Raw genomic sequence first — 24,540 nt, forward strand, 5'->3', positions numbered from 1 at the left:
CACGGGAGGGGGCCGAAAGCGGCACTCGATCCGGCGGCGCCGCGGCCCGCACGGGTGTCTGCTGCGCAGAGTGACCAAGTCGGTCACGCTGTGTGGCAAAGAGGTAACCGTGCCATAACGGCGTTCCAGGGCCCATGCCCGACACGCCGGGCAACTCGGCAAGGTTGTGGCAGGCTGCACCCGGGCAGGCCACACTCGACTAGCGGAAGCAGCGACGCACGTGACGTCGGCAGGCACCACCCGGGAGGTCCCCATGCCCGAACTGCGTGTCGTGGCCGTCTCAAACGACGGCACACGACTGGTGCTGAAGGCTGCTGACAGCACGGAGTACACGCTTCCGATCGACGAGCGGCTGCGCGCCGCCGTCCGCAACGACCGTGCCCGCCTCGGCCAGATCGAGATCGAGGTCGAGAGCCATCTCCGCCCCCGCGACATCCAGGCGCGTATACGCGCGGGTGCGTCCGCCGAGGAAGTCGCCCAGCTGGCGGGCATCCCGGTGGAGCGCGTCCGCCGTTTCGAGGGCCCCGTGCTCGCGGAGCGTGCCTTCATGGCCGAGCGGGCCCGCAAGACGCCCGTGCGCCGCCCCGGCGAGAACACCGGGCCCCAGCTCGGCGAGGCGGTGCAGGAGCGGCTGCTGCTGCGCGGTGCCGAGAAGGACACCGTGGTGTGGGACTCCTGGCGCCGGGACGACGGCACCTGGGAGGTGCTGCTGCTCTACCGCGTCGCGGGCGAAGTGCACTCCGCGAGCTGGACGTACGACCCGCCGCGGCGGCTCGTACAGGCCGTGGACGACGAGGCGCGGGCGCTGATCGGCGAGACCGACGACGCCGTGGCGGTCCAGCAGGAGCCGAGCTTCCCGTTCGTCCCCCGGATCGCCCGTCTCCCGCGCGACCGGCCGCTGGACCGTGCGCTGGACCGGCAGATCGAACGGCCCGCGCCGGCGCCGGCGGCCGAGCCCGACGAGGAGCCGGAGCGCGATTCGCTGACCAGCCTCCTGGAGGCGGTGCCGAACTTCCGCGGCGACATGGTGGTGCCCGAGCGCACCCCCGCGGCCGAGACCCCGGCGGCCGAGACCACCGAGGAGCCGGACGCGGAGGAGCCCCCGGCGCCCGCGGCCTCGGCCGGTGCCGGTTCGGCGTACGCGGACGTGCTGATGCCCCGTGCGGTGAGCGGTCACCGCGACCGGCTGACCGGCACCACGGACCGCCAGGCGGAGGCGGACGGCGTCCGCCCCGGCCGCCGGGCCGCCGTGCCGAGCTGGGACGAGATCGTCTTCGGTACGCGCCGCAAGAAGCAGGAGTGACGGCCCGGTCCGTTCCGGGCCGTCACCCCCGTTTTCCCGGACGGACGGTCCGGGTTCAGCCGCGCTCGGGGCCCGTGGCCACCGGGCGCCGCTCGTCGCTCGACCACTCCGACCACGAGCCCGCGTACAGCGCCGCCGGGATGCCGGCGATGTCCAGGGCGAGCACCTGCTGTGCGGCGGAGACGCCCGAACCGCAGTAGACGCCGACCTCTTGGGCGTCCGTCGCCCCGAGTGCCTTGAAGCGGGCGGCGAGGTCCTCGGCGGGGAGGAAGCGGCCGTCCGGCCCCACGTTCTCCATGGTGGGCGCGGAGACCGCCCCCGGGATGTGGCCGGCGACCTTGTCGATCGGCTCCACCTCGCCGCGGTAGCGCTCCGCCGCGCGCGCGTCCAGCAGCAGGCCGCCGCGGGCCAGCGAGGCCGCGCCGTCCGCGTCCAGGAGCCGCAGAGCGCCCGGGGCGGGGAGGAAGTCGCCCTCCGCCGGGCTCGGCACCTCGGTGGACAGCGGGCCGCTCCAGGCCCGCAGACCGCCGTCCAGCACGCGGACGTCCGGGTGGCCCGCCCAGCGCAGCATCCACCACGCGCGCGCCGCGGCCCAGCCCTGTCCGCCGTCGTAGACGACCACGGGTACGCCGCCGGAGACTCCGGCCCGGCGCATCACTGCCCCGAAGGCCTCCGGGTCCGGCAGCGGATGCCGGCCGCGCCCACCGCCGGGCGGATCGGCAAGCTCCGCCTCCAGGTCGACGTAGACCGCGCCCGGGATGTGCCCGGCCTCGTACAGCGGGCGCCCGGGCGGCCCGCCCATCTGGTAGCGGACGTCCAGAAGGACCGGGCGGCGGGGGCCGGCCAGCTCGTGCTCGAGTTCGGTTGCCGAAACGATCGGTTTCATGGCGTCATCCTCGCGCAGACACGTCCCGCGCGGGACCACGGATGGGCGGATGGGCCACGAAAATTCGGGCATCCTCCTGCCGGATCGCGCCAAACCACGGCGCGGCCGGGGCGCACCGCGCGGCCGGTGGTGCAAGCATCTGACGGGGCGTACGGCCGGTTCTCCGACCTGGTCGCGCCCGGGTCCCCCCACACGGCCACGACGATGGTCCGAGGAGAGAGTGACGATGACCGAGGCGACTCGGCGCAAGCCCGGTACACCCTGCTGGGTGAGTTTGATGGTGCACGGCCTTGACGCGACCAAGGAGTTCTACGGGGAGCTTTTCGGCTGGCGTTTCCAGCCCGGCCCGCAGCAGCTCGGCCCGTACGTGCGCGGGCTCCTCGACGGCAAGGAGGTGGCCGGGATCGGTCAGCTGCCGGCCGACCGCGATCTGCCGATCGCCTGGACGACCTATCTGGCCTCCGACGACGCCGACGAGACCGCCGAATCGATCCGCTCCAGTGGCGGCACGGTCGCCGTGGGGCCGCTGGACGCAGCCGACGCGGGCCGGCTGGTGATCTGCTCCGACCCGACGGGCGCGGTCTTCGGGGTCTGGCAGGCGGCCGCGCACCTCGGTACGGCGGTGGCGGGCACCCACGGCACCCCGGCCTGGAACGAACTGCTCACCCAGGAGACCGAGGCCGTGGCCAAGTTCTACAAGACGGTGTTCGGCTACGACCTCGACCCGCTGGTATCGCCCGACGAGGACCTGGTGACCCTGCGGGTGGCCGGCCGGCCGGTGGCCTCGCTGCGCGGCGTGGGCAGGGCGCTGCCGCGGGACCGGGGCGCGCACTGGATGACGTGGTTCGAGGTGGCGGACACCGACGCGGCGGCGCGACGGGTGGTCGAGCTGGGCGGCCGGGTCCTGGTGCCTCCCCGGGACGACGCCAGCGGCCGGCAGGCCACGGTCGCGGACCCGGAGGGCGCGGTGTTCACGATCGTACGGTCGGCCGATCGGTGACCAGGCCGGCCGGGTCGCCGTCGCCGTCCTCGACGGGCAGCACGTCCGGGGAGAGCGCGGCGGCGCGGGCCGTGGCGGCCGTCATCCGGCGCCGGTGGTGACGGCGGCACAGCACTTCGTACCCGATCTCGTCACCGGCGTTGACGTCACCGACGACGACCTGGGCGCCCTCGACGACCATCTCGCCGCCGACGGTGCGCGCGTTGTGGGTGGCGCGCGCACCGCACCAGCACAGCGCCTCGACCTGGAGCACCTGCACCCGGTCGGCGAGTTCGACCAGCCGCTGGGAGCCGGGGAAGAGCTTGGAACGGAAGTCGGTGGTGATGCCGAAGGCGAACACGTCGAGTTCGAGGTCGTCGACGACGCGCGCGAGCTGGTCGATCTGCTCGGGCGCGAGGAACTGCGCCTCGTCGGCGATGACGTAGTCGCAGCGGCCGCCCTTGGAGAGGTGGGCGACGAGATAGGCGTAGAAGTCGAAGCCCTCGGCCGCCTCGACGGCGTCGGTGACCAGCCCCAGGCGCGAGGAGAGCTTGCCCTCGCCGGCCCGGTCGTCCCGGGTGAAGATCATGCCCTGGAGGCCGCGGGCGGACCTGTGTGTGCTCGATCTGAAGAGCGAGGGTCAGTGCATCTCAGGCCGCTCAGTCCATCGACGAAGGACTGACGGCGGGCTCGGCCAGTCAGACTCGCGACATTCGGGGGTTGGTCGGATGACTGTCGTCGGTATCCAGCACCCGGGCAGCATGGGCGCCGCAGTCGCCTCTCAAACCAAGACAAACGGTGCCCGGGTCCTGTGGTGCCCCAAGGGGCGCAGTCCGGCGAGCAGGGCACGCACGCAGAGGTACGGTCTCGACCCGGTCGACGATCTCAGGGCGATGACCGATCAGGCCGACGTCATCCTGAGCATCGGCCCGCCTACTCACGCGGTGGAGGTGGCCGCCGCGGTCGCCGCTCAGGCATGCACCGGCGTCTACGTCGACGAAACGCGATCTGCCCCGCCACGATATGGAAGGAATCGGCGCCGTCCTGCAGCAGAGCGGCGCCACGGCCGTTGACGGACCGGTGGTCGGCTCCCTGCCATCCGCGTCAACGTCGACCCGCCTCTACCTGGCCGGCCCGCATGAGGCACGGCCCGCGTGGCCTCCGTCTTCTCCGACTCAGCGGCCCACGTGCGCATCCTGCCCGGCGGCTTCGGCCAGGCGTCTGCCCTGAAGCTGCCCTGCAGTAGCTACCAACCGGCAAGCCGTGTGTTGACGGCGGTCGCCCACGCCCTCGCCGCCGAGCTCGGAGTAGAGGCGGAGCTACAGGAGGTCGCGCAGGGCCGCACAACGAGCTACCTCGCCGAGACCGAGTACTTCCCGAAAGTCGCAGCGCGGGCATGGCGCTGGGCTCCCGAGATGGAGGAGGTGGCCCGACGCACTCGATGAGGCCGGCTTGCCACCAGAACTCGCGACGGCGTCGGCCACCGCGACGGAACGGTGGGCCCCCTCAGGGACGCGCCGATGACAATCGAGCAGGTGCTCTCGGCCTTGCATGCGCCGGCGGGCGGCGGAGACGCGGAGCCAGCTGGAGAGCGTTGAATGAGCGGCCGCCGCCTCTGCGACGTCTGCCACCACTACATCGGGGCTGCGCACATATCGTGGGTCACTGTCGTCCGGCCAACCCATATCGTGTGCAGCCCCGCAGCCCTTCCCCAGCTCGATGTCGGGTTTCCGGGTTGTCTCCGATCATTCAGCTCTGATCAATCGAACGCAGCAGCTCGGCGTGCACGTGGCGGCCGGGACGCCAAGTCTGGTCCCATGGGCATACAACCATGGGTGGTCATCGAGCCACCTGACCGGCGCGGTCTGCGCCGAATCACCATCAACGGCAAGACGGTGGGCAGCGCCTGGTCCCTCCGCGAGTTGCGGAAGGTGCTCCGCCGCCTCGGCTACCCCGACGACATGGACCTGGAAGACCGCTGGCGCATCTACTGGCGCGGCGGCGACAGCAGCGTGTGGCCCGACGACAGGGGCTGGAGACGGCGTGTGGTCATCGCCGTCATGCTCGTGGGGCTGCTCGGCTCACTGGCGCTGCACGCCGTCATCGGCTGGACGGACGCCCTCGGAGCACTCACCTTCGCGCAACGCCTGGTCGGCGTCCTGTTCCTGCTGGCAGCCGCAGTTCAGGGCACTGCCTTGCCTGCTGTCGTCGACTACTGGGGCCGCCGGCAGGTCCCGCTGTCCGGAGCGCTGGTACTGCTCGGCGCGCTCATGGCACTGGCCACCAGCAGCCTTCTTCTCCTTCTTTGGCTTGAGGAGCGAGAATTCATACCCAATACCCTGGCCTTCATTACCTTGTGGCTCTGGTCGCTGTGGGCCCTCCATATCCTTATCCATGAAAAGGTATGGAGAGGGATACCACATCCCAGGAAGTTCGCAGCCGGGGTCACCTTCACCGCGCTGCTGACGGCCGTCAGCCTGGGTTACTCCATTATCTATCAACCCATTGTCGCTCCCCAGCATTTTATCCTGAAAGCAGAATTTGGCACGCCACAGGCGGGGGCCAATTCGCCCTACATTCATGTTCCACTCAAATTCTACGCAAAGAATGCCGGAGGGATCCCGGTCTACCTCGTCGTCGACGATTACTCCGTATGGGGATCCACGGCCAAGTTCTCCGAGGCGGGCGAAGGGATGAAGGAATGGAAGGGCGACGAGGAACGCGAATTCAGCACGGATGCAGAAAGATTCGCAAAGAACGCCCGCTACGAGATCGTGGCATCTGGGCAATTCCAAGGCCCTGGGTCGGGATTGGACGTCGGTGAAGAGTATAAGTACGAGAGGGTGATCACGCTTCCCAAGAACACCCGGTATGAGACACTCGACGCCCAGCTCTTCTTCGCCGTCGTGAGACAGGATCGAGGGGAGATCGACCGAGAATTCAGCGTCGCCAGACCCTCCTGGATGCAATCAGAAGGGAGATATTACTGCCCACCCGAGCACTGCGGTGAGCAGCTCATATATCACGGCCGGGTGCGCCACAACAATAGCTTGATCAACATGACGAGAAGACCGCGCTATGTGGCTGCTTTCTGGTCAGCGGAAGAGTCCACGGATGTCTTTATCTCCTCATTCGACTTCAAGAAAAAGGAGACGACTGAGTCGATTTACGACATATACAATTCCCTGGACGAAGAAGAGTTGGAAAGAGAGGAGGAGAGGTACGACCTCAGCTGGTTCATTGGCAACTCGAATGTGTCCGTCAAGGGACTACTGAAGCAGGCGCAGCCCTGAGTCGCACGCACGGTCTCATCAGATAATGTTTAAGCGGCGTGAGGGGAGGCGGAGATCAGGTTTACAAAGCAGGTGTCGTAGAAATCGTCCGTACCTACCAGCGAAAAGCCCCTAACCGAAGATCACGGCTGGGGGCTTATCCATGTCGGCTGAGCTGCCCGCTGGCATCACGAGGAAGCTCACTCCGAACGTGACGAGCGTTCGTGGAGCCGATGGACATGGTCGGCGTTCCCCGCCACCTGTATAGGTGCAACCAAACGATTGGTGGACTTCGGTCGACAGGTTCGACCGCTTCCTGGGCGGCAAGGAGTACGCAGCCGGTCGATCAGGCGCGATTGACGGGGAGGACGTCCGGGGAGAGGGCGGCGGCGCGTGCGGAGGCTGAAGTCATGCGGCGTCGGTGGTGGCGTCGGCACAGGACCTCGTAGCCAACCTCTACGGGGCGGTTGACGTCGCCCACGACGACCTGTTCGCCCTCGACAACCATCTCCCCGTCGACGGTACGGGCATTGTGGGTGGCCCGTGCGCCGCACCAGCACAACGCCTCGACCTGGAGTTGCTCGACACGGTCCGCGAGTTCGATGAGGCGCTGCGAGCCCGGGAAGAGCTTCGTGCGGAAGTCCGTCGTGATCCCGAAGGCGAAGACGTCCATGTCGAGGTCGTCCACGATCCGGGCCAACTGGTCGATCTGCTTCGAGGCCAGGAACTGGGCCTCGTCCACGATCACGTAGTCCGCTCTCCCACCCTGGGACAGCTCAGCGACCACGTACGCGTACAGGTCCATCGCGTCGGTGACCTCGACCGCGTCGGTCACCAGGCCCAGGCGGGACGAGAGCTTGCCTTCGCCGGCGCGGTCCTGACGGGTGAAGATCACGCTCTGAAGGCCGCGAGCCGAGCGGTTGTGGGTGATTTGCAGCGCCAGTGTGCTCTTCCCACAGTCCATCGTGCCTGAGAAAAAGACCAGTTCGGACATCAGTAGGAAGTGACCTTTCGGGTCATTGGGCGGACAGCTCCGGCGCATGGCGGATTCCCCAGCGAGAGGGTGCTCTTTCCGCAGTCCATCGTTCCGGAGAAGAACACCAACTCGGGCATGGGGAAGTGACGACCTTTCGGGTCATGGCGTGAGGAGGGGCTACGAGCGTACTTCGAGGAGCGGGACGAGCTGCTCGGCCGCGGTCATCGAGCCGTGCATGCCGGCCATCGCCGACTCGTGCGGCTCGTTGACGGAGGCCGTGATGGCGACGTCGTCGTGGGCGGCGGCGACGACGTCGCCGATCCGGCCGTAGACCCGCTCGTCGACCCGCGGCCCGAACCAGCCGGCGGCGATCGCCTCGTCGCGGCTCGCCACCCAGAACTGCTCGCCGAGGACCTCCCGCCAGCAGGTCAGGACGTCGGACTCGGCACCCGGTACGGCGTAGACGTGGCGGGCGCGGCCCTCGCCGCCCAGCAGGGCGACTCCGGCGCGCAGTTCCCAGTCCTCGTCGAAGTCGATCCGCGAGTGTTCGTCGAACGGGATGTCGACCATGCCGTGGTCGGCGGTGACGTACAGCGCGCTGCGGGGCGGGAGCTGTTCCGCGAGCCGCTGGACGAGCCGGTCGACGCACATGAGCTGGCCCCGCCAGGCGTCGGAGTCGATGCCGAAGCGGTGACCGCTGCCGTCGAGCTCGCTGTAGTAGGTGTAGATCAGTGACCGGTCACCGGCCGCCAGTTGCTCGGCGGCGAAGTCCATGCGTTCCTCGCCGGTCAGCCGTCCGTGAAACGTTCCGCCACTGAGGGCGACCTGGGTGAGCGGGGTTTCCCGGAAGCCCGGCGACGAGACCTGGGCGGTGTGGACACCGGCGGCGTCGGCGAGCTGGAAGACGGTGGGGTGCGGCTGCCAGACGTGCGGCGCGGTCCAGGGCCTCCAGCGGAGCTGGTTCATCAGCGCGCCGGTCGCGGGGTCGAGGACGGTGTAGCCCGGCAGGCCGTGCTCGCCGGGCGGCAGGCCGGTGCCGACCGAGGCGAGCGAGGTCGCGGTGGTGGCGGGGAAGCCGGAGGTCAGGGGCTGCCCCGTGCCTCCGCGCGAGGTGGCGAGGAGGGAAGTGAGGAACGGGGCCTCGTCCGGGTGGGCCCTGATCTGCTCCCAGCCGAGCCCGTCGATCAGGAACACGCAGTTCCGGTCGGCGGGTGTCAGCTCGGTGATGCGGTGCTCGTACCCGGGCACGCCCTGGCCGGCCACCAGGGTCGGCAGCAGGTCGCTGAGGGCCCCGGAGCCGTACTGGGGGACGGGTGCGCCGTCGAGGGCGAGCGGAAGCGGTTCGTCGGGCCAGGCGGCGGCCGTGCTCGGGGAGTGGACCATCAGCGGGTGGCCGCGGTGGCTTCGGAGAGCGCCTGGGCGAAGGCGAGGGCCTGGCGGACGGTCTCGGGGCCGTCGCCGGCCTCGCTGACGCGCAGGCTCAGGTCGTCGGCGGTGGAGTTGCCGGTGTAGCCGTGGTCCGCGTCGCAGTTCGGGTCGCCGCAGGCCGCGGGCTCCAGGTCGATGCGGGAGACGGCACCCCATCCGATGGTCAGGACGACCTCGCGGGGCAGGGTGCCCGGGGTGTACGACTCCGGGTTGGCGACGACTCGGCTGAGCACGACCGACGAGATCCGCCCGAGCTTGACCGACTCGGTGGACGTCGTGGCGTACGGCGTCGGGGAGCTGGTGTCGGCGTTCTGCTCGTCGGTGTGGCTGACGATGAAGCGGTTGGCCGTCAGGACGAGGACCGTGACGTGGCGGCGGACTTCGTTGGCGTCGAAGGTGGTCTCCTGGTGGACCAGGTACGAGGCGATCGGCTCGCCGCCGATGGCGGCCTCCACCGCCTCGGCCACGAGGGCCGGGTAATAGCCGCTGCGCTCGATCGCCGCGCGCAGCCCCTGGGTCGTCGTACCGGTCTTCGCCATGCGCTCCATCCTACGGGGGCCCGGTGCCTGCGCGGGACGCTCGTGCGTCGGGGGCCGTCCGGCGGCGGGGCTCACCGGCCGGTTCCGGACCGGTTCAGTAGCTGGGGAGCCGTCGCGGCCCGAGGTCGGTGCGGGCCGGCGGGCGGGCCAGCCGGACGGTGGCTCCCAGCACGGAGACGCCGTGGGGGGCCACGACCACGGGTTCGAGGCCGACGGCGACGATCTCGGGGTGGTCGTCGACGAGCCGCGACACGCGCAGCAGGAGCTCTTCCAGGGCGGCGGTGTCGACGGGCGCGGAGCCGCGCCAGCCGAACAGGAGGGGCGCCGTGCGGATGGACCTGATCTGTTCGGCGACGTCCCGGTCGGTGGCGGGGACGAGTCGGTGGGCCGTGTCGCCCAGCAGTTCGGAGGGCGCGCCCGCGAGGCCGAAGGAGAGGACGGCGCCGACGGCCGGGTCGATGGCCGCGCGGACGACGGTGTCGACCCCGCGCGGAACCATGGCCTGGACGACGGGCTGGAGCTCGGCGGGCTTGCCGAGGGCCTCGGTCAGCTCGGTGTAGGCCTGTCGCAGCTGCTCCTCGGTGGCGAGGTCGAGCCGGACGCCGCCGAGGTCGGGACGGTGGCGCAGCTGCGGCGCGGTGGTCTTCAGCGCGACGGGGTAGCCGAGCCGCTCGGCGGCCCGGACGGCGGCTTCGGGGTCGGCGGCGGGCAGGGCGGGCCGTACGGGGATGCCGTACCGCCCAAGGAGCTCGCGCGTGGCGTCGGGGTCCAGGGCGATTCCGCGCTCTCCGGCGTCCGCCGCGAGCGCGCGCTCGATCTGGGCGGCGGCGCCGGCCTCGTCGATCCCCTCGTACTCGGGCACGCGCCCGGGGTCGGCGACCTGCCTGCGCCACTGGCCGTACCGCACGGCTTCGGCGAGGGCCCGGACCGCCCGCTCGGCGGCGGGGTAGGCGGGGATGCGGTTCACGGCCTCCCCGGCCTCCGCTTCGTGGGCGCCCCTCTCGCGGCCCGCCCCGGCCTCCTGGTCGCCCGCCTCGGCGCCGTGGCCCCCGGCGGCCGGGGTTCCCGCGGGCGGAGCGGCGGCGGCCGGTGCAGGCTGGGGGACGGCCGTCTTCCGGGCGGGGTCCCCGGGGGCGGCCTGCTGCCGCGGGCTGGCGCCGAACCAGGGGTCCGGTGGGGGCTGGGGCGCCGTGCTGGTGGCGGCTGACAGGGCGTCGGCCAGCGCGCCCATCTCCACGTGGACGACGAGTACGGGCTTGGCCGGGGCGGTCGCCGACGCCGCCCGCAGGGCGTCCGCCAGGACCTCTCCGTCGCCCGACTCGGTCACGCCGTTCTCACCGACCCAGGGGATCGCGGTCACCACGACCGCGTCGCAGGCGTCGTCACGGAGCGCCTCGGACAGGGCCGTGCGGAAGTCCTCCGGGGTGGCCGCGGTGGTCAGGTCGAGGGGGTGCAGCGGGCGCAGGCCCTCGGTCAGGCACGCGTCGTAGGTGAGCAGGCCGAGTGACTCGGAGTTGCCGAGGATCGCCACCCGGGGGCCGGCCGGAAGGGGCTGTCCGGCCAGCAGCAGTCCGGCGTCGACCAGTTCGGTGACCGTGTCGACGCGGATGACTCCGGCCTGCCGCAGCAGGGCGGAGACGGTGGCGTGCGGGATGCGGGTGACCGGTACGGCGTGGCCGGGCGGGGCGCTGCCGCTGTGCCGGGCGGCCTTGACCACGACGACCGGCTTCACCGCGGCCGTGCGGCGCGCCAGGCGGGTGAACTTGCGCGGGTTGCCGATCGATTCGAGGTAGAGCAGCACGACGTCCGTGTCGGGGTCCTCGTACCAGTACTGCAGGATGTCGTTGCCGGAGACGTCGGCGCGGTTGCCGGACGAGATGAAGGACGACAGGCCCGCGCCCCGCCGGTGCAGTCCGGCGAGCAGCGCGATGCCGATCGCGCCGGACTGGGTGAACAGTCCGATGCGGCCGGTGGCGGGCGGGTGCGGCGCGAGCGAGGCGTTCAGCCGGCTGCCGGGGGCGGTGTTGATGATGCCGAAGGCGTTGGGCCCGATGATGCGCATGCCGTACGAGCGGGCCTGGCGCACCAGCTCGCGCTGGCGGGCGCGGCCCTCGGCGCCCTGTTCGGCGTATCCGGCGGAGAGGACCACGAGGCCCTGGACGCCGTGTTCCCCGCAGTCGGCGACGACATCGGGGACGCTCTCGGCGGGCACGGCGACGACGGCCAGGTCGACCGGCTCACCGATGTCGGCGACCGAGCGGAAGGCGGTGACCCCGTCGAGCGAGGCCCGGTTCTCGGGCAGCGCGCGGTTCACGGCGTACGTACGGCCGGTGAAACCGGCTTCCAGCAGGTTGCGCAGCACGGTGCGTCCGACGCCGCCAGGGGCGCGCCCGGCCCCGATCACGGCGACCGATCCGGGGGCGAGCAGCCGCTGCACGGAGCGGGCCTCGGCCCGCTGTTCCCGGGCGCGCTGGACGGCCAGCGACCGGTCGGTCGGCTCCAGGTCGAGGTGGAGTCGGACGGAGCCGTCCTCGAAGCTGCGCTTCTGGGTGTAGCCGGCGTCCGTGAACACTTTGATCATCTTGGTGTTGGCCGGCAGCACCTCGGCCGCGAACCGCCGGATGCCCCGCTCGCGGGCGACGGCCGCGATGTGCTCCAGGAGTGCGGAGGCGACTCCCCTGCCCTGGTGGGCGTCCTGGACCAGGAAGGCGACCTCGGCCTCGTCGGCGGGAGCGGTGGCGGGCAGCCCCCGGGCGTCGATCCGGTCGTAGCGGACGGTGGCGATGAACTCGCCGCCGACGGTCGCCGCGAGGCCCACCCGGTCCACGTAGTCGTGGTGTGTGAAGCGGTGCACGTCCTTGGCCGAGAGCCGGGGGTAGGGTGCGAAGAACCGGTAGTACTTCGACTCGTCCGAGACCTGCTCGTAGAAGCTGACCAGGCGTTCGGCGTCGTCCGTGGTGATCGGCCTGATCCGCGCGGTGCCGCCGTCGCGCAGCACCACATCGGCCTCCCAGTGATCGGGATACACGTGTTCCGACTGATCCGGCGGGGTCCGCATGGGGCCAGAGTACGGTGCGGGCTCCGGAGCACGCCGCAGAACATGAGAGACTGGTCTAGACAACTCCTCGCACCGAAGGGCAACACCATGGCTGAGCGCCGCGTCAACGTCGGCTGGGCCGAGGGCCTGCACGCCCGCCCCGCCTCGATCTTCGTCCGTGCCGCCACGGCCTCCGGCGTCCCCGTGACGATCGCCAAGGCCGACGGCAACCCGGTGAACGCCGCTTCGATGCTCGCGGTGCTCGGCCTGGGCGCGCAGGGCGGCGAGGAGATCGTGCTCGCTTCGGACGCCGAGGGCGCGGACGCCGCCCTGGACCGCCTGGCGAAGCTGGTCGCCGAGGGGCTCGAGGAGCTTCCCGAGACCGTCTGACGAGCCCGACGCGGTTCTCCGCGCAAGGGTGCGCAAATCGGTGGAGCCGTATCACGCGGAATTCCGGGTGATACGGCTCCACCGATTTCTGCACGCTGTTCATTTTTGTTTTCGGGCAGCCTCGACAGACCCCGCAAACAAAGCACTTCTTTGTATACGGCCGTGCTGTTAATTGCGGGCACCCGCGGTGTTTACGGGATGTTGCGAAGTCCTCACGCGACGGGTCAGCCGCTCGGGGCGCTCCGGCCGGCGCGGCACCAGCGAGCCGAGGGAGCGCTCGGCGTGCAGGGCGGTGAGCGACCGCGCCCGCTCCGCGTCGCCGCGTGCCACCGCGTCCACGATCGCGCCGTGCTCGGCCCACGCCTCCACCGGCCGGGCCGGCTGCTCCACCGTGTACATCCAGGCGATCTTGTGCCTCAGCTGGGTCAGCAGGGCGGTCAGCCCGGGGCTGCCGCACGCCTGGGCGAGCGTCTCGTGGAACCAGCCGCCGAGCGCCCGCAGATCCTCCCCCTGGTCTCGGCGGGCCCGCTCCTGCCCCAGCCTGACCAGGCCACGCAGCACCTTGAGGTGCGCCTCGGTGCGGCGCTGGGCGGCGCGTGCCGCGCCGAGCGGCTCCAGGAGCGTACGGACCTCCAGCAGGTCGACGGCCTCCTGTTCGGTGGGTTCGGCCACGCAGGCACCGGCGTGCCGCCGTGTGGTCACGAAGCCCTCCGACTCCAGGGTGCGCAGGGCTTCGCGGACCGGGACGCGGGAGACGCCGTAGCGGCGCGCCAGCTGTTCCTCGGTGAGCCGGCTGCCCCGGGCGAAGACACCGGAGACGATGTCGTCGCGGATCGCCGTGCACACCGAGTGTGCTGGAATGCGCATACCGAACCTCCGCATCAATTCGCTTAACCCGCGCGAAACTCGAGCGTTTGACGCCTGTTCGTGACTCTATTGCAGTACGCCCGGAATTCCGATGCCCACTGGCAAATAAAGGATGTCTTTTGGCCGGTACCGGCCGCCTCACGTCCGTCCACCGGCGCTCCACCGCCCGTCCACCGGCCGTACGCGGTCGCCGGGGCAGCCGGGGGCCGGGGAGGACCGCCCGGCGGCACGACGAAGCCCCGGCTCGCCGGGAGCCGGGGCCTTCGGAACGCGGGCCTTCGAGCAGCGGGGGTCAGACGTTGACGCCGTGCGAGCGCAGGTACGCGACGGGGTCGATGTCGGAGCCGTAGTCGGCGCCGCTGCGGGCCTCGAAGTGGAGGTGGGGACCGCTGGAGTTGCCGGTCGAGCCCGACAGGCCGATCTGCTGACCCGGCTCGACGGTCTGGCCGACCGAGACGCTGATGGAGGAGAGGTGACCGTACTGGGTGTACGTGCCGTCGTGCATCTTGATCACGACGTTGTTGCCGTACGCGCCGCCCCAGCCGGCCTCCACCACGGTGCCCAGGCCCACGGCGACGACCTTGGTGCCGGACGCGGCGTGGAAGTCCACGCCGGTGTGGCTGCCGGAGGACCACATGGCCCCGCCGGTCTGGTAGCCGGTGCTGACGTAGGAGCCGGCGACCGGGGACGTGAAGGAGTTCAGGCGCTTGCGCTCGGCCTCGCGGGCGGCGCGCTCCTCGGCATCGCGGGCGGCCTTCACGCGCGCCTCGGCCTTGCGCTTCGCCTCGGCCTCGGCCTTCGCCTGCGCCTGGGCCAGGGCGGCGGCCTCCTCGGCCTCGCGCTCCTGGGCCTCGGCCTGGGCGTCGATCCGGTCGGCGATGGTGTCGGTGATGACCGCCTGGTTGAGACCGGTGTCCTCGAGGGCGCGGGTGTCCGTGTCGGCGGCCAGCGCCGGGGAAGCGAGGGTTCCGATGACGCCGGTGGTGGCGATGGCCGCGACGCCGGCGGCATGCGCGCTCTTGCGGCTCATACGGCTCGGGGCACGGTGCTTCCCGGTGGCACGGGTGAACGCCATGAAGTGGCTGGTCCTTTCCTTCCCTCTCGCCTACCGGGTTAGCTGACGGGTTCGGAGCAGGAAGGTCTCCTACGGGCCCCTCCGCCGGCCGGCGAAGGCGTCCGATTCACCCCGGGGGACTTGATGTGGGTCCCCGGCTCCCCAGGCTCGCGCCGGACGGGGACTCGGCGATCGCTGTCCGATGTCGCGGATGCGACGCGTGCAACTGGCGGACAGCGCACATGACGCTAAGCGGGAGATCTTTCAATCGCCAAACAGACACGGGTTTTTGTAGCGCACGCCACAGGGCAGACACCCAGCCTCTCCAACAAACCGGACATACGACGGAACCCCGGCGTCCTGCTGGAGGCCGGGGTTCCGTGTCCGGTCCGCGCGAGGCGCGCGGACCGGGGCGGGCTCAATCAGCTCGTGACAACGGTCACTTCACCGATGCCGAGCGCCTCGACCGGCTCCTTGATCTGAGCGGCGTCACCGACGAGGACCGTGACGAGACGGTCCACCGGGAAGGCGCTGACGACCGCCGCGGTGGCCTCCACCGTGCCGGTCCCGGCCAGCCGGACGTACAACTCGGCCTGGTAGTCGTCCGGAAGGTGCTGCTCGACCTGGTCGGCGAGGGTGGCGGCGACGGAGGCGGCCGTCTCGTACTTCAGCGGTGCCACCCCCACCAGGTTCTGCACGGCCACATCGCGCTCGGTGTCCGTCAGGCCCTCCGCCGCGAGGGTGCGCAGCACCTTCCACAGGTCGTCCAGCGCGGGGCCGGTGTTCGGCGTGTCGACCGATCCGCTGATGGCGAGCATGGCGGCGCCCGTGCCGTCGGGAGCGGAACGCAGCACCTGGCCGAAGGCCCGTACGCCGTAGGTGTAGCCCTTCTCCTCGCGCAGCACGCGGTCGAGGCGGGAGGTGAGGGTGCCGCCCAGGCAGTACGTGCCGAGGACCTGTGCGGGCCAGACGCGGTCGTGCCGGTCGGCGCCGACGCGGCCGATCAGCAGCTGGGTCTGGACCGCGCCGGGGCGGTCGACGATGACCACGCGGCCGGTGTCGTCCGCGGTGACCGGCGGAACGGCGAGCGGCTTGCCCGGGGTGCCGGTCCAGTCACCGACGGTCTCGGCCAGGACCGCGTCCAGGTCGACGCCCGTCAGGTCGCCGACGACCACCGCGGTGGCCGTGGCGGGCCGGACGTGCGCCTCGTAGAAGGCCCGTACGGCCGCGGAGTCGATCCGCGCCACGGTCTCCTCGGTGCCCTGGCGGGGGCGCGACATGCGCGACGTCGCCGGGAAGAGCTCCTGGGAGAGCTGCTTGGCCGCGCGGCGGGACGGGTTCGCCATCTCGTGCGGGATCTCGTCGAGGCGGTTGCGCACCAGCCGCTCGACCTCGCCGTCGGCGAAGGCGGGCGCCCGCAGTGCCTCGGCGAGCAGGCCGAGCGCCTTGCGCAGCCGGGACACCGGGACCTCCAGGGAGACCCGTACGCCGGGGTGGTCGGCGTGCGCGTCGAGCGTGGCGCCGCAGCGCTCCAGCTCGGCGGCGAACTCCTCGGCCGAGTGCTTGTCGGTGCCCTCGGACAGCGCCCGGGCCATGATGGTGGCCACGCCGTCGAGGCCCTCCGGCTCGGCGTCCAGCGGGGCGGCGAGGGAGATCTCCACGGCGACGACCTGCTGGCCGGGGCGGTGGCAGCGCAGCACGGTCAGGCCATTGTCCAGGGTGCTCCGCTCGGGGGCGGGGAAGGCCCAGGGCCTGGCCTCACCGGGCTGCGGCTGCGGGTGGAACTCCATGGACGTCAAAGGCTCGGCGGCGCTCACTGGTCCGCACCCTCTTCCTGGTCGTTCTGGTCGGCGGTCACGGGCTCGTAGACCAGCACCGCCCTGTTGTCGGGGCGCAGCCGTGCCTGGGCGACCGCCTGGACCTCCTCGGCGGTGATGTCGAGCACCCGCTGGACGGCGGTCAGGGCGAGCTGCGGGTCGCCGAACAGCACGGCGAACCGGCACAGTTCGTCCGCGCGGCCCGCGACCGTGCCGAGCCGGTCCAGCCACTCGCGTTCCAACTGGGCCTGGGCGCGCTCCATCTCCTCGGCCGTCGGCCCCTCGGCGGCGAAGCGGGCGAGCTCCTCGTCGACCGCGGCCTCGATGTCCGGCACCTCGACGCCGCCGGACGTCTTCACGTCCAGCCAGCCCAGGGACGGCGCCCCCGCCAGCCGCAGCAGACCGAAGCCGGCCGCGACGGCCGTGCGGTCGCGGCGGACCAGACGGTTGTGCAGGCGGGACGACTCGCCGCCGCCGAGGACGGTGAGGGCCAGGTCGGCGGCGTCACACTCGCGCGTGCCGTCGTGCGGCAGCCGGTAGGCGGCCATCAGCGCGCGGGCCGGGACCTCCTCCTCGACGACCTCGCGCAGCTGCTCGCCGATGATGTCGGGCAGGGTGCCGTCGCGCGGGGGCTGCTTGCCGTCGTGGGAGGGGATGGAGCCGAAGTACTTCTCGATCCAGGCGAGCGTCTGCTTCGGGTCGATGTCGCCGACGACCGACAGGACGGCGTTGTTCGGCGCGTAATACGTACGGAAGAAGTTCCGCGCGTCCTCGAGGGTGGCGGCGTCCAGGTCGGCCATGGAGCCGATCGGGGTGTGGTGGTACGGGTGACCCTCGGGGTAGGCCAGGGCGGTCAGCTTCTCGAACGCCGTGCCGTAGGGAACATTGTCGTACCGCTGGCGGCGCTCGTTCTTGACGACGTCCCGCTGGTTCTCCATGGACTCGTCGTCGAGCGCGGCGAGGAGCGAGCCCATCCGGTCGGCCTCGAGCCACAGCGCCAGCTCCAGCTGGTGCGTCGGCATGGTCTCGAAGTAGTTGGTGCGCTCGAAGCTGGTGGTGCCGTTGAGGGAGCCGCCGGCGCCCTGCACCAGCTCGAAGTGGCCGTTGCCCTTGACCTGCTTCGAGCCCTGGAACATAAGGTGCTCGAAGAGGTGGGCGAGGCCGGTACGGCCTTCGACCTCGTGGCGCGAGCCGACGTCGTACCAGAGGCACACCGCGGCGACCGGGGTCAGGTGGTCCTCGGAGAGCACCACGCGCAGGCCGTTGGCCAGGCGGTGCTCGGTCGCTGTCAGGCCGCCGGAGCCGGCCTGGGCTGTGGCCGTGTGACCCATGGGCATGTACGTCCCTTCGATCGCTGTGTGGAAGAGTCCTGCCACTGTATGCAAGCGGACTGGCACCTGGCGAAGTTCCCGGGCCGCCGATTCGTCCCTCGTCCGGGTCGCGGTCGGTGTTGTCAGTGGGACGGTCCACAATGGTCCGCGTCAGATCAGCCTTTGTTGGTGAAGGAGCCGCAGCCGCGATGGCCCGCCGCAGCACGAAGACCACGCAGCCCGACGACTTCGAGGAGAAGATCCTCGACATCGACGTCGTCGACGAAATGCAGGGCTCCTTCCTCGAGTACGCGTACTCGGTGATCTACTCCAGGGCCCTGCCGGACGCCCGGGACGGCATGAAGCCCGTGCACCGCCGCATCGTGTACCAGATGAACGAAATGGGGCTGCGCCCCGACCGGGGCTACGTGAAGTGCGCCCGCGTCGTCGGCGAGGTCATGGGCAAGCTCCACCCGCACGGCGACGCGTCGATCTACGACGCGCTGGTGCGCATGGCGCAGCCGTTCTCGATGCGGCTCCCGCTGGTGGACGGGCACGGCAACTTCGGCTCGCTGGGCAACGACGACCCGCCGGCGGCCATGCGGTACACGGAGTGCCGGATGGCCGACGCCACCTCCCTGATGACGGAGTCGATCGACGAGGACACCGTCGACTTCTCGCCGAACTACGACGGCCAGGAGCGGGAGCCGGTGGCCCTGCCGGCCGCCTTCCCGAACCTGCTGGTCAACGGCGCCTCCGGGATCGCGGTCGGCATGGCGACGAACATGCCTCCGCACAACCTGGGCGAGGTGATCGCCGCCGCCCGGCACCTGATCCGGCACCCGGGCGCGGACCTGGAGACCCTGATGCGGTACGTGCCGGGCCCGGACCTGCCGACCGGTGGCCGGATCGTGGGCCTGTCCGGGATCAAGGACGCGTACGAGTCGGGCCGCGGCTCGTTCAAGATCCGCGCCACCGCGACCGTGGAGAACGTGACGGCGCGCCGCAAGGGCCTGGTCGTCACGGAACTGCCCTTCTCGGTCGGCCCGGAGAAGGTCATCGCGAAGATCAAGGACCTGGTCGCCGCCAAGAAGCTGCAGGGCATCGCGGACGTGAAGGACCTCACCGACCGTGAGCACGGCCTGCGGCTGGTGATCGAGGTCAAGAACGGCTTCGTCCCGGAGGCGGTGCTGGAGCAGCTCTACAAGCTGACGCCGATGGAGGAGTCCTTCGGCATCAACAATGTGGCGCTGGTCGACGGGCAGCCGCTCACGCTGGGCCTGAAGGAGCTGCTGGAGGTCTATCTCGACCACCGCTTCGAGGTGGTGCGGCGGCGCAGCGAGTTCCGGCGGGGCAAGAAGCGCGACCGGCTGCACCTGGTGGAGGGCCTGCTCGTCGCCCTGCTCGACATCGACGAGGTCATCCGGCTGATCCGGTCGAGCGAGAACTCCGCGGAGGCGAAGGAGCGACTGATCGACCGGTTCTCGCTCAGCGAGATCCAGACACAGTACATCCTGGACACGCCGCTGCGCCGGCTCACCAAGTTCGACCGGCTGGAGCTGGAGAGCGAGCGGGACCGGCTCAACGGCGAGATCGCCGAGCTGACCCGGATCCTGGAGTCGGACGCGGAACTGCGCAAGCTGGTGTCGTCGGAACTGGCCGCGGTGGCCAAGAAGTTCGGCACCGAGCGGCGTACGGTGCTGCTGGAGTCGGCTGGTGCGCCGGTCGCCGCCGTGGCGCTGGAGGTCGCGGACGATCCGTGCCGGGTGCTGATGTCGTCGACCGGCCTGCTGGCCCGTACGGCGAGCGGTGAGCCGCTGCCCGAGGGCGACGGCAGGCGCACCAAGCACGACGTGATCGTCTCGGCCGTTCCCGCGACTCAGCGCGGTGACGTCGGTGCGGTGACCTCGACCGGACGGCTGCTGCGGCTGTCGGTGATCGACCTGCCACAGCTGCCGGAGACCGCGTCCGCTCCGAACCTGTCGGGCGGGGCTCAGATCTCGGAGTTCCTCACGCTGGAGAAGGACGAGACGGTCGTCAGCCTGACGACGCTGGACGAGTCGTCGCCCGGCCTGGCGATCGGCACGCTGCAGGGTGTGGTGAAGCGCGTCGTGCCGGACTATCCGGCGAACAAGGACGAGCTGGAGGTCATCTCCCTGAAGGAGGGCGACCGGATCGTCGGCGCCGCCGAGCTGCGGACGGGCGAGGAGGACCTGGTCTTCATCACGTCCGACGCGCAGCTGCTGCGGTACCCGGCCTCGCAGGTGCGGCCGCAGGGCCGCCCGGCGGGTGGCATGGCCGGCATCAAGCTGACGGCCGGCGCCGAGGTGCTCTCGTTCACCGCCGTGGACCCGTCGGCGGACGCGATGGTGTTCACGGTGGCGGGCGCCACGGGCACGCTGGACGCGTCGGCGGGTACGTCGGCGAAGCTGACGCCGTTCGACCAGTACCCGCGCAAGGGGCGGGCCACGGGCGGCGTGCGTTGTCAGCGCTTCCTGAAGGGCGAGGACGTTCTGGTGCTCGCCTGGGCGGGAGCGGCCCCGGCCCGCGCCGCGCAGAAGAACGGCGCACCGGTGGAGCTTCCCGAGGTGGATCCGCGCCGCGACGGCTCGGGCAGCCCGCTGGCGAAGCCGGTGGCGGTACTGGCCGGGCCGGCTTCCTAGGGCGTGTTTCGAAAGTCCCGTCCGGCCGGGGGCCCGCCCTCCGGGCGGACGACGCCACTTTCGAAACAAGCCCCAGGGCTCTTCTTCGGATCAGGCCGGGCCTGTGAGCGGGTTCCGGTGCGCGCGGGCGCGAGGCGGAGGAGGAAGCCCCTGCGGTGGGCACCTCCCGTGCTCGGAGGGCCAGGGAGGCATGGGCGACCGACGTCGGCGCGGCAGCCGTGCGTGCCGGGGCTCGCGAGCCCCGGCACGATCCGAAAGAAGCGCCCTAGAGAACCGCGTCCTCATGGGCGTCCCGGGCCTCGTCGTCCGGGTCGCCCTTGTCGGGCACGTAGCGCAGGACGCCCCACATGGCGTGTTCGTCGGGGGCGTCCTCGGGGCCTGCCGACCGGCAGGCCGCCAGCTCCTTGCGGAGCGTCTCACCGTCCGTTCCGGAGCCGATGAGTACGAGCCGGGTACGTCGTTCCTCGCCGTCCGGCCACGGCTGCGGGTAGAAGCGGAGAAAACGGCCGACGGCGTGCACGGCGTACCGGTTGGCCGGATCGGCCTCGCCGAAGTCGACGAAACCCTTGATGCGGTAGAGCCCCTCGGGCCGTGAGTCGAGGAAGGCCATCAGGCGTCGGGGGTGCATCGGCTCGCCGGCGGTGTAGGAGACGGTTTCGTACGCCGCGTGCGGATGGTCGTGGTACTCGTCCTCGCGCAGGTCGTCGAAGGTGAGCTGGCCCTCGATCTCGTCGTCGGGCCGGGCGGCCCGGTCGAAGAGCAGCTCGGGGTCGATGCGCCCGTGGGCCGCGTCGACGACGGCGGCCCGGCCGGCCAGCCCGGTGACGACCGTGTGGACGCGCCGCAGCTCTCCCTCGCCGACCCGGTCGGCCTTGTTGACGACGACGAGGTCGGCGAGGGCCAGGTGCCGGTCGGTCTCCGGGTGCCGGGCCCGAGTGGCGTCGAACTCGGCGGCGTCGACGACCTGCACCAGGCCCCCGTACACGATCCGCTCGTTGTCGCTGGCGAGGATCATCCGGATCAGTTCCTGGGGCTCGGCGAGCCCGCTGGCCTCGATGACGATGACGTCGAGGCGTGAGGAGGGCCGGGTGAGCTTCTCCAGATAGACGTCGAGTTCACTCGCGTCGACGGCGCAGCACAGACAGCCGTTGCCGAGGGAGACGGTCGAGCCGACCTGGCCAGCGACCGTCATGGCGTCGATCTCGATGGACCCGAAGTCATTGACCATGACACCGATACGGGTGCCTCTGGCGGTGCGGAGCAGATGGTTCAGCAGGGTCGTCTTCCCCGACCCCAGAAAGCCCGCGAGGACGACGACGGGGATCTGCTGCACGCTCAAGGAACACCTTTCTGGATCTTGACGTCCGTCTGCGGACGACGCCCGACGGCGTTCCGCGGACGGCGCGGGACGGCGTTCCGCGGACGGCCGGGGACGGCGTGCCACAGACGTCGATCTTCGGACCGGGCCTCTCAGGATAGGCGCGACGCGGCGGCCGGGGTGGCGGACCGGAGGTCCCGCCGAGCGTGACGGCGGACATTTCGAAATGGCGGCCCCGCACCTTACGGTTCCGTCCATGAGCCCCGCAGCGACGTCGTCCCCCGCGCGCGGTCCCGCGCCCGGACCCGCGCGGCGCCGTCGGTTCGGCTGGCCGCAGCGGGTCTTCTCGCAGGTCCTGCTGGTGCAGCTGGCCATCGTTGCCGGCGTCATCGTGCTGGCCACGGGCCTCTTCCTGGCGCCGCTGAGCGCACAGCTGGACGACCAGGCGATGCGGCGGGCGCTCGCCATCGCCGAGACCACGGCATCGCCCGAGGTGGCCGCGGAGCTCGTCGGCTCGCCCGCGAGCGCGGCCGGACCGGTGCAGGCCGAGGCCGAGCGGATCCGGCGGGCCACCGGCGCCGAGTACGTCGTGATCATGGACCGGCGCGGGGTGCGCTGGTCCCACACGGACCCCCGTCAGATCGGCAGGGTGGTCTCCACCGATCCGAGCGACGCCTTGGCCGGCAAGGACGTCATGGAGATCGACAGCGGCACGCTCGGCCGCTCGGCCCGCGGGAAGGTGCCGCTGCGTGACGCCCGGGGCGACATCGTCGGCGCGGTGTCGGTGGGCATCGAGTACGACAGCGTCCGCGCCCGGCTGCTGGGGGCCATCCCGGGGCTGCTGGCGTACGCGGGCGGCGCCCTGGCCGTCGGGGCGCTCGCGGCCTACCTGATCTCCCGCCGCCTGCAGCGGCAGACCCACGACCTGGCGTTCTCCGACATCTCCGCGCTGTTGGCGGAGCGCGAGGCCATGCTGCACGGCATCCGGGAGGGTGTGGTCGCCCTCGACCGCGAGGGCCGCATCCGGTTGATGAACGACGAGGCGCAGCGGCTGCTCGGGCTGGGCCCGGAGGCCACCGGGCGGCCGCTGGACGAGGTGCTCGGCGAGGGCCGTACGACCGATGTGCTGGCGGGCCGGGTCGGCGGCGAGGACCTGGTGACCGTGCGCGGGCAGCGCGTACTGATCGCCAACAGGATGCCGACCCACGACGGGGGTGCCGTCGCCACCCTGCGCGACCGGACCGAGCTGGAGCGCCTGGGGCGCGAGCTGGACTCCACACGCGGCCTGATCGACGCGCTGCGCGCCCAGGACCACGAGCACGCCAATCGCATGCACACCCTGCTCGGGCTGCTGGAGCTGGAGATGCACGAGGAGGCGGTGGAGTTCGTCACCGAAGTGGTGGGCGTGCACCGGGCCACGGCCGAGCAGGTCACCGAGAAGGTGCACGATCCGCTGCTGGCGGCCCTGCTGGTGGGCAAGGCCACCGTGGCGGCGGAGCGCGGGGTCTCGCTGCGGATCGCGCCGGACAGCCTGCTGCCGGACCGTCTGGTCGATCCGCGCGAGCTGGTGACGGTGCTGGGCAATCTCGTCGACAACGCGCTGGACGCGGCGGCCGGGTCCGAGGACCCCAGGGTGGAGGTCGAGCTGCGCACGGAGGGACGTACCGCGGTGCTGCGGGTCACCGACAGCGGGCCGGGTGTGCCCGCCGAGCAGCGTGAGCTGATCTTCACCGAGGGCTGGTCCACCAAGGACCTGCCCGCGCACGGCGGCCAACGGGGACTCGGCCTGGCCATGGTGCGCCGGCTGGCGGAACGCCGGGGCGGCGGCGTACGGGTCGGCACTCCGGCCGATGGCTCCCCCGGCGAGACCGGCGCAGCAACCGGCATCCGTACCGGGACCGGCGCAGGGACCTGCTCCGGCACACGGGCCGGCACCGGGGCCGAGTTCACGGTCGTCCTGCCGGAGGCACTGACCGAGCCGGGGCTCACCCCCGTGACGGAGGCGCGATGACGGCCATCGGCGTACTGGTCGTGGACGACGACGTCCGGGTCGCTGAGATCAACGCCGCCTATGTGACCAAGGTTCCGGGCTTCGACGTCGTCGCCCGGGCCTATACGGCGGGCGAGGCCCTCGCCAGGGTCGAGGAGTTGCCGGTCGATCTGATCCTCCTCGACCACTATCTGCCGGACGAGAGCGGCCTGGCGGTCGTACGGGAACTGCGCCGGCGGGGCCACCAGACCGACGTGATCATGGTGACGGCGGCCCGTGACGTGGCGACCGTGCAGGCCGCGATGCGCCACGGCGCGCTGCAGTACCTGGTGAAGCCGTTCAACTTCGCGGGGCTGCGCCCGAAGCTGGAGGCGTACGCGGAGCTGCGCCGGACCCTGGAAGGCGGCGGTGAGGCCGAGCAGGCCGAGGTGGACCGGATGTTCGGCGCGCTGTCGGTGAACTCAGGCGCTCCGGATCTGCCCAAGGGCCACTCCCCCACCACGGCCGAGCTCGTACGGCAGGTGCTGCTGGCAGCCGACGGCCCGCTCTCCGCACAGGAGATCGCGGAACGGGCCGGGGTCAGCCGGCAGACCGCCCAGCGTTATCTGAAGCTGCTGGAGCGCGCGGGCCGGGTACGGCTGTCGCTGCGGTACGGCGAGACGGGCCGCCCGGAGCACCGCTACGTCTGGGCCACCGGCACCCGGGCCTGAT

The 24,540-nt window shown here is 71.3% G+C and carries 18 protein-coding genes, 1 pseudogene and 1 riboswitch; of the genes and pseudogenes, 8 read left to right on the top strand and 11 right to left on the bottom strand.

All coding sequences use genetic code 11. The features are described from left to right. Nucleotides 1-253: 253 nt before the first annotated feature. On the top strand, nt 254-1,303 hold the full coding sequence (gene sepH, locus ACY34K_RS11000) for a septation protein SepH (RefSeq protein ID WP_462745991.1): 1,050 nt from the start codon (nt 254-256) through the stop codon (nt 1,301-1,303). 55 nt (nt 1,304-1,358) lie between these two features. On the opposite strand, the gene ACY34K_RS11005 is transcribed toward sepH, so the two are convergent. Then, on the bottom strand, nt 1,359-2,189 hold the full coding sequence (locus tag ACY34K_RS11005; RefSeq protein ID WP_462745992.1) for a sulfurtransferase: 831 nt from the start codon (nt 2,187-2,189) through the stop codon (nt 1,359-1,361). A 226-nt stretch (nt 2,190-2,415) separates the two neighbouring features. Here ACY34K_RS11005 and ACY34K_RS11010 point away from each other — a divergent pair, with 226 nt between their 5' ends. Then, entirely contained in the window at nt 2,416-3,189 is a 774-nt protein-coding gene (locus ACY34K_RS11010; protein ID WP_462745993.1) for a VOC family protein, read from the top strand. Here ACY34K_RS11010 and ACY34K_RS11015 read toward each other — a convergent pair. Then, a pseudogene (locus ACY34K_RS11015) lies at nt 3,161-3,812 on the bottom strand (thymidine kinase). The gene ACY34K_RS11010 and the pseudogene ACY34K_RS11015 overlap by 29 nt on opposite strands. Nucleotides 3,813-4,433: 621 nt before the next feature. Between ACY34K_RS11015 and ACY34K_RS11020 the strand changes: the two are divergent. Further along, nucleotides 4,434-4,613 (top strand): DUF1932 domain-containing protein, encoded by a 180-nt coding sequence (locus ACY34K_RS11020; protein ID WP_462745994.1) that lies wholly within the window; start codon nt 4,434-4,436, stop codon nt 4,611-4,613. Nucleotides 4,614-5,003: 390 nt separating this feature from the next. Beyond that, a complete protein-coding gene (locus tag ACY34K_RS11025) occupies nt 5,004-6,461 on the top strand; it encodes a hypothetical protein (protein ID WP_462745995.1) in 1,458 nt (485 codons plus the stop codon). 325 nt (nt 6,462-6,786) lie between these two features. Here the strand turns inward: ACY34K_RS11025 and ACY34K_RS11030 are convergent, their stop codons facing one another. From ACY34K_RS11030 to ACY34K_RS11045, 4 genes are all read right to left on the bottom strand, one after another. Then, on the bottom strand, nt 6,787-7,434 hold the full coding sequence (locus ACY34K_RS11030; RefSeq protein WP_462745996.1) for a thymidine kinase: 648 nt from the start codon (nt 7,432-7,434) through the stop codon (nt 6,787-6,789). Nucleotides 7,435-7,593: 159 nt separating this feature from the next. Next, entirely contained in the window at nt 7,594-8,799 is a 1,206-nt protein-coding gene (locus tag ACY34K_RS11035) for an alkaline phosphatase family protein (protein WP_462745997.1), read from the bottom strand. After that, entirely contained in the window at nt 8,799-9,383 is a 585-nt protein-coding gene (locus ACY34K_RS11040; RefSeq protein WP_462745998.1) for a DUF5998 family protein, read from the bottom strand. Before ACY34K_RS11040 ends, ACY34K_RS11035 begins: the two co-directional genes overlap by 1 nt. A 94-nt stretch (nt 9,384-9,477) precedes the next feature. Next, nucleotides 9,478-12,441, bottom strand: a complete 2,964-nt coding sequence (locus tag ACY34K_RS11045; RefSeq protein ID WP_462745999.1) for a bifunctional acetate--CoA ligase family protein/GNAT family N-acetyltransferase — start codon at nt 12,439-12,441, stop codon at nt 9,478-9,480. 87 nt (nt 12,442-12,528) lie between these two features. Between ACY34K_RS11045 and ACY34K_RS11050 the strand changes: the two genes are divergently transcribed. After that, nucleotides 12,529-12,810 (top strand): HPr family phosphocarrier protein, encoded by a 282-nt coding sequence (locus ACY34K_RS11050; protein ID WP_003981826.1) that lies wholly within the window; start codon nt 12,529-12,531, stop codon nt 12,808-12,810. Nucleotides 12,811-12,978: 168 nt separating this feature from the next. Here ACY34K_RS11050 and ACY34K_RS11055 read toward each other — a convergent pair whose 3' ends face one another. From ACY34K_RS11055 to ACY34K_RS11070, 4 genes are all read right to left on the bottom strand, one after another. After that, a complete protein-coding gene (locus ACY34K_RS11055) occupies nt 12,979-13,677 on the bottom strand; it encodes a GntR family transcriptional regulator (protein ID WP_462746000.1) in 699 nt (232 codons plus the stop codon). A 292-nt stretch (nt 13,678-13,969) separates the two neighbouring features. Further along, a complete protein-coding gene (locus ACY34K_RS11060; RefSeq protein ID WP_462746001.1) occupies nt 13,970-14,752 on the bottom strand; it encodes a M23 family metallopeptidase in 783 nt (260 codons plus the stop codon). Between the two features lie 12 nt (nt 14,753-14,764). Continuing rightward, nucleotides 14,765-14,932, bottom strand: a riboswitch (cyclic di-AMP (ydaO/yuaA leader). 221 nt (nt 14,933-15,153) lie between these two features. Further along, nucleotides 15,154-16,521 (bottom strand): M16 family metallopeptidase, encoded by a 1,368-nt coding sequence (locus tag ACY34K_RS11065; protein ID WP_462746081.1) that lies wholly within the window; start codon nt 16,519-16,521, stop codon nt 15,154-15,156. Between the two features lie 23 nt (nt 16,522-16,544). Then, complete coding sequence (locus tag ACY34K_RS11070) at nt 16,545-17,879, bottom strand: M16 family metallopeptidase (RefSeq protein ID WP_462746082.1); 1,335 nt, start codon at nt 17,877-17,879, stop codon at nt 16,545-16,547. A gap of 188 nt (nt 17,880-18,067) precedes the next feature. On the opposite strand from ACY34K_RS11070, the gene ACY34K_RS11075 reads away from it, so the two are divergent. Further along, the gene (locus ACY34K_RS11075; RefSeq protein ID WP_462746002.1) at nt 18,068-20,521 is read left to right on the top strand and encodes a DNA gyrase/topoisomerase IV subunit A; all 2,454 of its coding nucleotides are present in this window, start codon (nt 18,068-18,070) and stop codon (nt 20,519-20,521) included. Nucleotides 20,522-20,786: 265 nt separating this feature from the next. On the opposite strand, the gene ACY34K_RS11080 is transcribed toward ACY34K_RS11075, so the two are convergent. After that, complete coding sequence (locus tag ACY34K_RS11080; RefSeq protein ID WP_462746003.1) at nt 20,787-21,860, bottom strand: CobW family GTP-binding protein; 1,074 nt, start codon at nt 21,858-21,860, stop codon at nt 20,787-20,789. Between the two features lie 235 nt (nt 21,861-22,095). Here ACY34K_RS11080 and ACY34K_RS11085 point away from each other — a divergent pair, with 235 nt between their 5' ends. Both ACY34K_RS11085 and ACY34K_RS11090 read left to right on the top strand, forming a co-directional pair. After that, nucleotides 22,096-23,850 carry a sensor histidine kinase gene (locus ACY34K_RS11085; RefSeq protein ID WP_462746004.1) on the top strand — a complete coding sequence of 585 codons (1,755 nt, stop codon included), beginning with the start codon at nt 22,096-22,098 and terminating at the stop codon, nt 23,848-23,850. After that, nucleotides 23,847-24,539 (top strand): DUF7342 family protein, encoded by a 693-nt coding sequence (locus ACY34K_RS11090; protein ID WP_462746005.1) that lies wholly within the window; start codon nt 23,847-23,849, stop codon nt 24,537-24,539. Before ACY34K_RS11085 ends, ACY34K_RS11090 begins: the two co-directional genes overlap by 4 nt. Nucleotide 24,540: the final 1 nt, after the last annotated feature.

The sequence above is a fragment of the Streptomyces sp. STAM6 genome (genome assembly GCF_054963715.1).